This is a genomic window from Streptomyces sp. NPDC001851 (genome assembly GCF_040297165.1).
Classification (GTDB): Bacteria; Actinomycetota; Actinomycetes; order Streptomycetales; family Streptomycetaceae; genus Streptomyces.
Genome location: NZ_JBEOYR010000004.1, coordinates 15,068 through 26,451 on the forward strand (window position 1 = coordinate 15,068; position 11,384 = coordinate 26,451).

Here is an 11,384-nt window from a genome sequence, read left to right on the forward strand (position 1 = left end):
GGATCCCATGACCGCAACCAGCCTGGGCGCCGGCGTCGAGCGCCGGGAAGGGCGGCAGAAGGTCACCGGCGCCGCCCGCTACGCCGCCGAGTACCCGCTGCCCGGCCGCGCCCACGCCTGGCCCGTGCCCGCGCCGGTCGCGCGCGGCCGGGTCACCGCCGTCGACACCACGGCCGCCCTCGCCCTGCCCGGCGTCCTCGCCGTCCTCACCCCGTTCGACGCGCCCCGGCTCGCCGACCCGGAGGACGCCACGCTCGCCGTCCTGCAGGGCCCGCACGTGCCGCACCGCGGCTGGTGCGTGGCCCTCGCCGTCGCCGAGACCCCGGAGGCGGCCCGCGACGCCGCCCGGGCCGTCCGCGTCACCTGTGCGGCCGAACCCCACGACGTCGGCCTGGACCCCGCTCACCCGGACGCCTACGAGCCCGAGGAGGCCAACGCCGGCTACCCCGGCCGTGTCGAGCACGGCGACCCGAAGGCCGCCTTCGCCGCCGCCGAGGTCCGCGTCGACACCGTCTACCGGGTGCCGCCGCTGCACAACCACCCCATGGAACCGCACACCAGCACCGCCCACTGGGACGGGGACCGGCTCACCGTGTACACCTCCAGCCAGGGCGGTACCACCGTGCGGGAGGTCCTCGCCCAGCTGTTCGGGCTGCCCGAGGACCGGGTCACCGTGGTCTGCGAGCACGTCGGCGGCGGCTTCGGCTCCAAGGGCACCCCGCGCCCCGACGTCGTCCTCGCCGCGCTGGCCGCCCGTCACACCGGCCGGCCCGTCACCCTCGCCTACCCCCGCCGGTACCTGCCCACCACGGTCGGACACCGCGCCCCCACCGTGCAGCGGCTGCGCCTCGGCGCGCACGCGGACGGCCGGCTCACCGCCGTGCTGCACGAGGTGACCACCCACACCTCCCGCGTGAGGGAGTTCGTGGAACAGGCCGCGGTGCCCGCCCGCGTCATGTACGCCGCCCCGGCGCTGCTCAGCGCCCACCGGGTGGTCCCGCTCGACGTGCCGAGCCCGTCCTGGATGCGCGCACCCGGCGAGGCACCCGGCATGTACGCGCTGGAATCGGCCGTGGACGAACTCGCCGACGCGCTCGGCATGGACCCGGTGGAGCTGCGGGTGCGCAATGAACCCGAGCGCGAGCCCGGCAGCGGCAAGCCGTTCAGCAGCCGGCACCTCGTGGAGTGCCTGCGCGAGGGCGCCCGCCGCTTCGGCTGGGACGGGCGCGACCCACGGCCGGGTGTCCGCCGCGAGGGCCCCCTGCTCATCGGCACCGGCGTGGCCGCGGCCACCTACCCGGCCGCCGCCGTCCCGGCCACCGCGACCGCCCGGGCGCTGCCCGACGGCACCTTCGCCGTCCGGATCAACGCGACCGACATCGGCACCGGGGCCCGTACCGTCCTCGCCCAGATCGCCGCCGACGCCCTCGGCGCGCCCCTCGACCGGGTCCGCACCGAGATCGGGCACAGCGACCTGCCGTCCGCCTGGCTCGCCGGCGGCTCCATGGGCACCGCCTCCTGGGGCTGGGCCGTGCACGAGGCGTGCGCGGAGCTCAGGTCCCGGCTCGGCGCGCACACCGGGCCGCTGCCCGCCGACGGCGTCGAGACCCGTGCCGACACCGCCGGGCGGGCCGACGCCGACAGCCCCTACGCCCGGCACGCCTTCGGCGCCCACTTCGCCGAGGTCGCCGTCGACACCGTCACCGGCGAGACCCGGGTACGGCGGCTGCTCGGGATCTTCGCCGCCGGGCGGATCCTCAACGCCCGTACCGCGCGCTCCCAGTTCACCGGGGGCATGACCATGGGCCTGGGCATGGCCCTCACCGAGGGCAGCACGACGGACCCGGCGTTCGGCGACTTCACCGAGGCCGACCTCGCCTCCTACCACGTGCCCGCGCACGCCGACGTCCCCGGCATCGAGGCCGACTGGATCGACGAGGACGACCCGCACCTCAACCCCATGGGCAGCAAGGGCATCGGCGAGATCGGCATCGTCGGCACCGCCGCCGCCATCGGCAACGCCGTCCACCACGCCACCGGCATCCGCTTCCGCCAGCTGCCCCTCACCCCCGACCGGATCCTCACCGGCCTGCTCGCCGGGGTGTGACGGTGCCGGGACCGACCTGGGAGTACGACGGTTACCGCCCCGAGGAGGAACGCCTGCGGGAGTCCCTGTGCACCCTGGGCAACGGCTACTTCGCGACCCGAGGGGCACTGCCCGAGTGCACCGCCGACGACATCCACTACCCGGGCACCTACGCGGCCGGCTGCTACGACCGGCTCACCTCCGAGGTCGCCGGACGCCGGGTCGAGAACGAGGACATGGTCAACCTCCCCAACTGGCTGCCGCTGCGCTTCCGTCCGGCGGGCGGCGCCTGGCTCACCCCGGACACCGCCCCCGTCACCGAGCACCACCAGATGCTCCACCTCGACCCCGGCCTGCTGGAACGCCGCACCGGCTACGGCCTGGACGGCGGGGCCACGCTCCAGGTGCGCCAGCTGCGGCTCGTCCACCTCGCCGACCCCCATCTCGGCGCGCTGCGCACCGAGTTCACCGTCGAGGGCGGCGGCCTCGACCTGGAGGTGGAGGCCGCGCTCGACGGACGGGTCACCAACTCCGGCGTGGCCCGCTACCGGGACCTGGACGGCCGGCACCTCATGCACGTGCGGACGGGCATCGCCGCACACGACACCGTATGGCTGCGCTGCCACACCCGTACCTCCCGCATCGAGTTCGGCCTCGCCGCCCGGCTGACCGCCGACGCGCCGGTGCTGCTGGTACCCGAACCCGAGCGCGCCGTCCAGCACGTGCGGCTGCGCCTGGCGCCCGGCCGCACCGTCACCGTCGACAAGACCGTCGCGCTGCACACCTCCCACGACCCGGCCATCGGCGACCCGCTGCAGGCGGCCGTCGACCGCGTCGGCGCCGCCCCCGTCTTCGACGCGCTGCAGGAGGCGCACGCCGCGGCGTGGGAGCAGCTGTGGCGGCGCACCGCGCTGGAGGTCCCCGGCGAGGCGGGCAGCATCCTGCGCCTGCACCTGTTCCACGTGCTGCAGACCCTCTCGCCGCACACCGCCGACCTCGACGTCGGCGTCCCCGCGCGCGGACTGCACGGCGAGGCCTACCGCGGCCATGTCTTCTGGGACGAACTCTTCGTCCTGCCCTACCTCAACCTGCACCTGCCCGAGGTCTCCCGCGCCCTGCTCCACTACCGCCACCGCCGCCTGGACGCGGCCTGCCAGTCGGCCCGGGACCTCGGCCGGCGCGGCGCGCTCTACCCGTGGCAGAGCGGCAGCGACGGCCGCGAGGAGACCCAGCAGCTCCACCTCAACCCCCGCTCCGGCCGCTGGCTGCCCGACCACTCCCGGCTGCAGCACCACGTCGGCTCGGCGGTGGCCTACAACATCTGGCAGTACTGCGAGGCGACCGGCGACATCGACTTCCTGCACGGCGAGGGCGCCGAGATGCTGCTGCACATCGCCCGCTTCTGGGCGGACTCGGCCGACTACGACGACCGCCTCGGCCGGCACCGCATCCGGGGCGTGGTCGGCCCCGACGAGTACCACGACGCCTACCCCGGCGCCGCCGCACCGGGCCTGGACGACAACGCGTACACCAACGTCACCGCCGCCTGGGTGCTCGCCCGCGCCCTGGAGCTGCTGGACCTCCTGCCCGAGCCGCGCCGCCGCGAACTCGCCGAGAACGCCGGACTCGACCAGGACGAGCCCGCCCGCTGGGAGGAGATCTCCCGCACCCTGCACGTGCCCTTCCACGACGGCGTGATCAGCCAGTTCGAGGGCTACGGCGACCTCGCCGAGCTGGACTGGCACGGCTACCGCAGCCGGTACGGCGACATCCGGCGCCTGGACCGGATCCTGGAGGCGGAGGGCGACACCGTCAACCGGTACAAGGCGTCCAAACAGGCCGACGTCCTGATGCTCGGCTACCTCTTCTCGGCGGCCGAACTCCGCTCGCTCCTCGGCCGGCTGGGCCACCACCTCGACGAGCGGACCTGGACCGCGACCGTCGACCACTACCTGCACCGCACCAGCCACGGCTCCACCCTCAGCGGCCTGGTCCACGGCTGGGTGCTGGCCCGCTGCCGCCGCGCCGGCGCCTGGGAGTTCGTCCAGGAGGCGCTGCGCGGCGACATCGCCGACCTGCAGGGCGGCACCACCGGCGAGGGCATCCACCTGGGCGCCATGGCCGGCACCCTCGACCTCGTCCAGCGCGGACTGACCGGCCTGGAGACCCGCAGCGGCGCCCTGTACCTCGACCCGGTCCCGCTGCCCGAACTCTCCTCCTACGGCTTCTCCGTCCGCTACCACGGCCACTGGGGCGTCCATCTGCGCCTGCGCAGCGGCCTGCTGGAGATCGCCGTCCCCGCCTCCGACCGCTCACTCATCGACATCTGCCTGGGCGACCGGGTCGTACCGGTCGGACCGGGGGAGACGGCGCAGCTGGTCGTACCGGAGTGAAGCCGTCGGCACTCCCTGTGAGTGGTTCATTGCCAAATTCACAGACATGCCAGTAAATTTCCGGCAACCGCTTCGAGACGTCACCGGCAGACGGGGCCCAGGATGAGCACGGACGACCGCGTCGCGGTGACGACCGGCATCGCACGACTGCACGCGTCGCCCGCGCTCGCCGGACCCGGCCGGCTCGGGCTGGTCACCCATCACGCCGGCGTCCTGCCCGACCTGCGCCCCGCCGCGCCCGCGCTGCTGGAGGCCGGCGCGCGGCTGGTCGCCCTGTTCGGCCCCGAGCACGGGCTGCACGGCACCTCTCAGGCCGGCGGGAGCGAGGACGCGCGGACCGACGACGTCACCGGCCTGCCGGTCCACGACACCTACCGCCGCGGCGGCGCACGCCTGGACGCCCTGCTGCTCGACAGCGGCGTCGACGCCCTGGTGTACGACCTGCAGGATGTCGGGGCCAGGTTCTACACCTACCTGGGGACCATGTTCGACCTGATGGTCTCGGCGGCCCGCACGGGCGTACGGTTCGTGGTCGCCGACCGGCCGAACCCGCTCGGCGGACTCGTCAGCGAGGGTCCGCTGCCGGAGGAGGCCTGGGCCAGCTTCGTCGGGCGTGCCCCGACACCCGTCCGGCACGGCCTCACCTGCGGTGAACTCGCCCGGTATCTGAACGCGTCGGTGGTGCCCCGGGCCGCGGGCCGGGGCGCCGACCTGACGGTGATCGAGGCGACCGGCTGGCGGCGCGCCATGGACGCGGGGGCCACCGGCCTGCCGTGGGTCGCGCCCTCGCCGAACATCCCGACGCCCGCCACCGCCGCCGTCTACCCCGGCACCTGCCTGTTCGAGGGCACGAACCTCTCCGAGGGCCGGGGCACCACACAGCCCTTCGAGATCGTCGGGGCCCCGTACATCGACGCGCGGTTCGCGCCCGCGCTCGCCGAACTCGCCCTGCCGGGAGTGCACTTCCGTGATCTGCGGTACGTACCGACCTTCCACAAACACGCCGGACGGCCGCTGCGCGGGGTCCAGCTCCACCTCACCGACCGCGAGGCGTTCGCTCCCGTACGCACCGCCGTCGCGATGCTCGCCACACTGCGGCGGCTGTACCCGGACGACTTCGCCTGGCACCCCGTGGACGGCGGAGCGGAGCGGACCGGCCACCGTCACTTCATCGACCTGCTGTGGGGTTCCGACCGGTTGCGGCGCACCATCGACGCGGGCGCCGACCCGCTGTCCCTGTGCGACCCGCCGGCCCCGCCCGTCCACTGGGCCGGCGCCGACGCACTGCTGTACGCCTGAGAACCGACGCGCCCGCGAAGGACGATCCCGTCGATGACCGATCGCACGACCCCCACCACGACGTCCCGGGCCACGACGCGTGGCTTTCGGTCGGGCGACGGGCCGAAGCTGGTGGAGACATGGCGGCGGAGCGCGCCGGCCGACCCCATCAGCCCGGACCGCTTCCGCTCCCTGGTGCTGCTCGACGCCAACTTCGACCCCGAGGGGCTGCGGGTCGCCGTCGACGGCGACCGGGTCGTCGGCGCCGCCTACGCGGTGCGCCGGCTGACCCCCATGACCGGCACCGACCTGGAGCCGGAGCAGGGCTGGATCCCGTTCTTCTTCGTCGACCCGGCCGCCCGTGGACGCGGCCTCGGCCGCCGGCTGCTGACCGACGCCCTGGACTGGCTGCAGGGCCACGGCCGCACCCGGGTGGACTTCTCCTCGTACACCCCGAACTACGTGCTCCCCGGCCTGGACGCCGACACCTACCCGGAAGCGGCGCGGCTCCTCGCATCCCTGGGCTTCCGCACGCTCTACGAGGCGGCGGCGATGGACCGCGGCCTGGTCGGCTACCGGATCCCGGACGAGGTCGCCTCCCGCCTGGCCGAACTGACGGCGTGCGGCCACCGGTTCGGCACCCCCCTCGACGACGACCTGGTGGAGCTGGTCGCGCTGGCCGGGAACCACTTCAACCCGGACTGGGCGCGTGCGATCCGGGAGTGCCTCGCGGCGGGCACCCCGCCCGACCGGATCGTCATCGCCCGGGACCCCTCGGACCGCCTGGTCGGCTGGGCGATGCACGGCGCCTACGCGTCGGCGGACGAACGGTTCGGCCCGTTCGGCGTACGGGAGGAGGCGCGCGGCACCGGAATCGGCAAGGTCCTGCTCCACCTGGTCCTGGAGCGGATGCGGGCCCGCGGTGCGCACGGCGCGTGGTTCCTGTGGACCGGCGAGCGGTCTCCCGCGGGCCACCTGTACCGCAACGCGGGTTTCACCACGACCCGGGTGTTCCGCGTGCTGCGCCGGGAGGCCGCCCGGTGACGCCGTCATCCCACGGCCCCCGGCACACCGGCCGGCTGAGCCGCCGTCACTTCGCCCTCACGCTCCCCTCCGCGCTGCTCGCCGCCGGGTGCGCCGCGCCGCACCGGGGCACCGGGCGGCCCGGGGACCCGGTCGTCCTCACCCTGCTCTCCCACTACGCGAGCGGGGAGCAGAAGCAGGCCCTGCAGGGCCCGGTCGACGAGTGGAACGCCACGCACGACCGGGTCAAGGTGCGGACGGAGGCCGTCGAGTTCACGGACCTGCTGACCACGCTCATGGTCCGGCAGGCCGCGGGCCAGGGCGCCGACATCCTGCACCCGTACTGCCTGTGGAACGGCCAGCTCGTCCGGGCCGGCGTCCTGCGGCCCGCCCCGTCCGAGCACGCCGAGGAGATCAGGCGCGGCTACGGCGCGGCCGCGGTCGCCGCCGCGTCGGTGGCGGGCACGGTCTACGGCTACCCCACCGAGATGCAGACGTACGCCCTCTACTACAACAGGCGCCTGCTGCGCGAGGCCGGCTTCCCCGGCCCGCCAAACACCTGGCGCCAGCTGGAGGAGACGGCCTACCGCACCGCCAGGCGGGACCGGTACGGCAACACGCTGGTCCAGGGGTTCGGGCTGTCGGCCTACGACGACTCCACCACCGTCGGCCAGACCCTCGCCCTGCTCAACGCCGCCGGCGGCAGATTCGTCTCCGCGGACGGCAGGCGCACCGCCCTCGACGGGCCGACCGGACGGACCGTGTTCGAACTGGAGCACCGTCTCGTCGGCAGCGGGGCGAGCGACCCCGGCGTCAACGTCTACCAGGCGTTCCCCTCCGGCCGGGTGGCCATGGTGATCAGCGCGGGCTGGTGGACCGGGAGCCTGAAGCCCCTGATGGGCAGGGACTACCGCGATGTCGGCGTCGCGCCCGTACCCGTCCCCGAGGCGGACGACCCGCGCGCCACGCTCTCCACCGGCTTCATGCTGGGCGTCAACACGGCCAGTGAACACCCCCGCGAGGCCTGGGAGTTCCTGCGCTGGCTCAACACCGGCAAGGTGCGCGTCACACACGGCAGGGCGACCCGGATGAGTGCCCTGCAGGTGTCGGTCGGCTCCCTGACCGGCCGCGCCGACGACATGCGGACACTCCTGGGCCGGGGCGGCGATCCGAACCTGCGCCCGTTCCTGGACGCGCTGGCGTACGCGGTGCCGGAGCCGAACGTGCCCGGCGCCCAGCAGGCCAAGTCGCTGCTGCGCAAGAACATCGAGGCGCTGTGGACCGGTCAGCAGTCGGTCGACGGGACACTGCGCACCATCCGCCGCCAGGTCGACCAGGAGGTGTCGCGCTCATGGTGAACGCCCTGGCGCCGGAGACGGCCGACCGGACGGCGGCCGCGTCGCAGCCCGCCGCCCCGGCGCCGGCCGGCCGTGGCCGGCACCGGCAGGCCGCCGTCGCCTACCTCTTCCTGGCACCGGCGCTGCTGTTCTTCGCGGTCTTCCTGATCCTGCCGCTCGGCTTCGCGCTGCTGCTGTCGATGTCCCGCTGGACCGGGTTCGAGCTCGGCGACATCGACCCGGTCGGCCTGGACAACTTCACCGGCCTCTTCGCGGACGGCTCGACGTTCCTGGCGCCGGTCCTCACCAACACGCTGCTGTTCGCCCTGGGCACCGTGGCCCTCGCGCTCGCCGGCTCGGTGCTCGTCGCCACCTGCATCGACAAGCTGCGGTTCCAGGGGCTGTGGCGCACCCTGTACTTCCTGCCGATCGTCACGACCGTCGTCGCCGTCGGCAACGTGTGGAAGTACATGTACGAGCCGGGCGGTCTGGTCAACGGTGTCCTCAACGCCCTCGGGCTCGGCTCGGTGGCGTTCCTGCAGGACCCGGACACCGCGCTGCCCTCGGTCGTGGTCGTCCAGGCCTGGGCGTCGGTCGGCTCGGCGGTCCTCGTCCTGACCGCCGGGCTGAAGTCCGTTCCCGAGTCGTACTACGAGGCCGCCGCGCTCGACGGCGCCGGGCCCGGCACCGTCTTCTGGCGGATCACCCTGCCGCTGCTGCGACCGTCCCTGCTGTTCGTGTGCGTCACCCAGTTCCTCACCGGCCTGCAGTCCTTCGCGCTGATCATCGTGATGACCCAGGGCGGGCCGGGTGACGCGACCGATGTGGCCGCGCTGGAGATGTACCGGCAGGCCTTCAGCTACGGCGACTGGGGCACCGCGAGCGCCGCCGCCTTCGTGCTGTTCGTGGTGGTCCTCCTGGTCACCCTGGCGCAGTTGTGGATCTTCCGGCGCAAGGGGGAGGACGCATGAGGGGGAGAGGACGGACGAGAGGGGGAGGACGGATGAGGCGCCGCCGTTTCCCGTGGCTGTCGTACCTGGTGGTCGTGACCGGCGCCGTGCTGACGGTGGTGCCGTTCCTCGACATGGTGATGACGTCCTTCAAGGGGCCCGGCGAGGCCGGCAGGCTGCCGTACCGCTTTCTGCCCGAGGCGTTCGACCTGTCCAACTACCGGGCGGCCGTCCACCAGCTCGACCTGCCGGTGCTGTTCCGCAACAGCGTCGTCGCCACCGCCCTGATCACCGGATCGGTCCTGCTCACCTCGTCACTCGCCGGCTATGCGCTGGCCAAACTCCGCTTCCCCGGCCGGGACTTCGTCTTCCGTCTCGTCCTGTCGACGATGATGTTCCCCCCGTTCCTGTTCTTCATCCCGCACTTCCTGATCCTGGTGCACTGGCCGCTGGCCGGCGGCAACGACCTGTCCGGGCGTGGCGGCGCGGGCCTGACCGTCAGCATCGTGGCGCTCGCCATGCCGTTCCTCGTGAGCAGCTTCGGGATCTTCCTCACCCGCCAGTTCATGCTCTCGATCCCGGACGAGGTACTGGAGGCCGCGCGCATCGACGGGGCCGGGGAGTTCACCGTATGGTGGCGGATCGTGGTGCCGCAGACCACCCCGGTCCTGCTCACGCTCGGGCTGCTGACCTTCGTCGACGCCTGGAACGAGTACATCTGGGCGCTGCTCGTCTCGACCGCGAACCCGGACGTGATGACGCTGCCCGTCGGCATCCAGCTGCTGCGGGACCACGTCGACCCGGCCCGCACGATGCCCGTCGTCATGGCCGGCCTGGTCCTGAGCACCCTGCCGGTCCTGGTGCTGTTCCTGCTGCTGCAGAAGTACTACATCCGTGGTGTCATGCTCAGCGGCCTCAAGTAGCGGGCTCACGTCAGAGGGCCCAAGCAGAGGGCCCAAGCAGAGGGGGAGGGAGCCGACGGAGATGAGCGCGAGCGACGTGGCCCTGAGCGTGCTGGCCGTGGACGACGAGGAGCCCGCGCTGGAGGAACTGCTGTACCTCCTGGGGCGCGATCCGCGGGTCGGCACGGTGGTGCCCGCGGCAGGGCCCACCGAGGCCCTGCGCCGGCTGGGCCGGGCCGCGGAGGACGGGCCGGCCGGGGCCCAGGCCGTCGACGTCGTCTTCCTCGACATCAACATGCCGGGACTCGACGGCCTCGAACTCGCCCGCCTGCTCGGCCGGTTCAGCGCGCCGCCGCTGGTCGTCTTCGTCACCGCGCACGACGGCTTCGCGGTCCGCGCCTTCGACCTCAAGGCCGTCGACTACCTCCTCAAGCCGCTCCGCGAGGAGCGCTTCGCCGAGGCCGTACGCCGGGTCGCCGAACTGGTCCGGGCCGGCCAGGGCCCCCGGCCGGCCGCACCCGCCGAGGCCGTGCCGGAGCCGGGGCCCGCCTTCGGCGACCACGTCCCCGTGGAACTGGGCGGGGTGACCCGGTTCGTGCCCATCGCCGACATCACCCATGTCGAGGCCCAGGGCGACTACGCACGGCTGCACACCCCGCACGGCAGCCACCTGGTGCGCGTCGCGCTGTCCACCCTGGAGGAACAGTGGCGCGTCCGCGGCTTCGTGCGCATCCACCGCAGCCGGCTCGTCGCACTCGGCCGCATCGAGGAACTCCGCCTGGACGGCGGCAACGTGACCGTACGGATCGGCGACCGCGTCCTCGCCGTGAGCCGGCGCAACGCCCGGGAGCTGCGGGACCTGCTGGCCAGGCACGTGACCGGCCGGGCCCGTTGAGCAGCCGGCGCGGTCCCCGGGTGACGGACGTGTGGCGATCGCCGTCCGCCGGCTGTCTCCAGGGGATTCCGCTGCGTACACTCGGCGCAGCACAAGGTGATCACCGCGGCGTCGGGGAGTGCGGCATGGGTGCGGAGTCCGTCCCTCGCAGAGAGGTGGTCACCGGCCGGCCACGCGCCTCGGCAGGTACGACCGCGGCGCGCCCGGAGCCCCTGCCGCCGCTCCCGCCGGAGCCCCGGGTATGCCAGTTGATGCGCCGTCAGCTGCGGGCGGCCCTGACGGCCACCGCCCTCCTCGCCGTCCTGCTCGGCCTGCTCCCCGCACTCCTGCGCGTCCTGCCCCTCGCCGGCGCATCACCCCGCGCCCCCCTCGCCGTCTGGCTCCTGCTGGGCGTGGCGCCCTACCCCGCGCTGCTGGCCATCGGCGCCTGGTACGTCCGCCGCGCCGAGGCCAACGAGACCGACCCGGCCGCCGCCCCCGCGGAACGCCCCTGATCATGCGCCGACCATCCGCCGGGGCC

At 73.8% G+C, this 11,384-nt stretch carries 9 protein-coding genes; all 9 read left to right on the plus strand.

The genetic code is table 11. The features are described from left to right. Positions 1–7 precede the first annotated feature (7 nt). Complete coding sequence (locus tag ABT171_RS06740) at positions 8–2,107, plus strand: xanthine dehydrogenase family protein molybdopterin-binding subunit (protein ID WP_351240543.1); 2,100 nt, start codon at positions 8–10, stop codon at positions 2,105–2,107. Positions 2,108–2,109: 2 nt separating this feature from the next. Then, on the plus strand, positions 2,110–4,479 hold the full coding sequence (locus ABT171_RS06745; RefSeq protein WP_351240545.1) for a glycoside hydrolase family 65 protein: 2,370 nt from the start codon (positions 2,110–2,112) through the stop codon (positions 4,477–4,479). 102 nt (positions 4,480–4,581) lie between these two features. After that, complete coding sequence (locus ABT171_RS06750; RefSeq protein WP_351240547.1) at positions 4,582–5,778, plus strand: exo-beta-N-acetylmuramidase NamZ family protein; 1,197 nt, start codon at positions 4,582–4,584, stop codon at positions 5,776–5,778. Between the two features lie 33 nt (positions 5,779–5,811). Further along, positions 5,812–6,801, plus strand: a complete 990-nt coding sequence (locus tag ABT171_RS06755; RefSeq protein WP_351240549.1) for a GNAT family N-acetyltransferase — start codon at positions 5,812–5,814, stop codon at positions 6,799–6,801. Continuing rightward, a complete protein-coding gene (locus ABT171_RS06760; protein ID WP_351240551.1) occupies positions 6,798–8,138 on the plus strand; it encodes an extracellular solute-binding protein in 1,341 nt (446 codons plus the stop codon). The genes ABT171_RS06755 and ABT171_RS06760 overlap by 4 nt, the downstream gene beginning before the upstream one ends. After that, entirely contained in the window at positions 8,132–9,088 is a 957-nt protein-coding gene (locus tag ABT171_RS06765; protein WP_351240553.1) for a carbohydrate ABC transporter permease, read from the plus strand. The genes ABT171_RS06760 and ABT171_RS06765 overlap by 7 nt, the downstream gene beginning before the upstream one ends. A gap of 32 nt (positions 9,089–9,120) precedes the next feature. Then, on the plus strand, positions 9,121–9,990 hold the full coding sequence (locus tag ABT171_RS06770; protein ID WP_351240555.1) for a carbohydrate ABC transporter permease: 870 nt from the start codon (positions 9,121–9,123) through the stop codon (positions 9,988–9,990). Positions 9,991–10,051: 61 nt separating this feature from the next. After that, entirely contained in the window at positions 10,052–10,864 is an 813-nt protein-coding gene (locus ABT171_RS06775) for a LytR/AlgR family response regulator transcription factor (RefSeq protein WP_351240557.1), read from the plus strand. A gap of 251 nt (positions 10,865–11,115) precedes the next feature. Beyond that, on the plus strand, positions 11,116–11,358 hold the full coding sequence (locus tag ABT171_RS06780; RefSeq protein ID WP_351240559.1) for a hypothetical protein: 243 nt from the start codon (positions 11,116–11,118) through the stop codon (positions 11,356–11,358). The last annotated feature ends 26 nt before the right edge of the window (positions 11,359–11,384 follow it).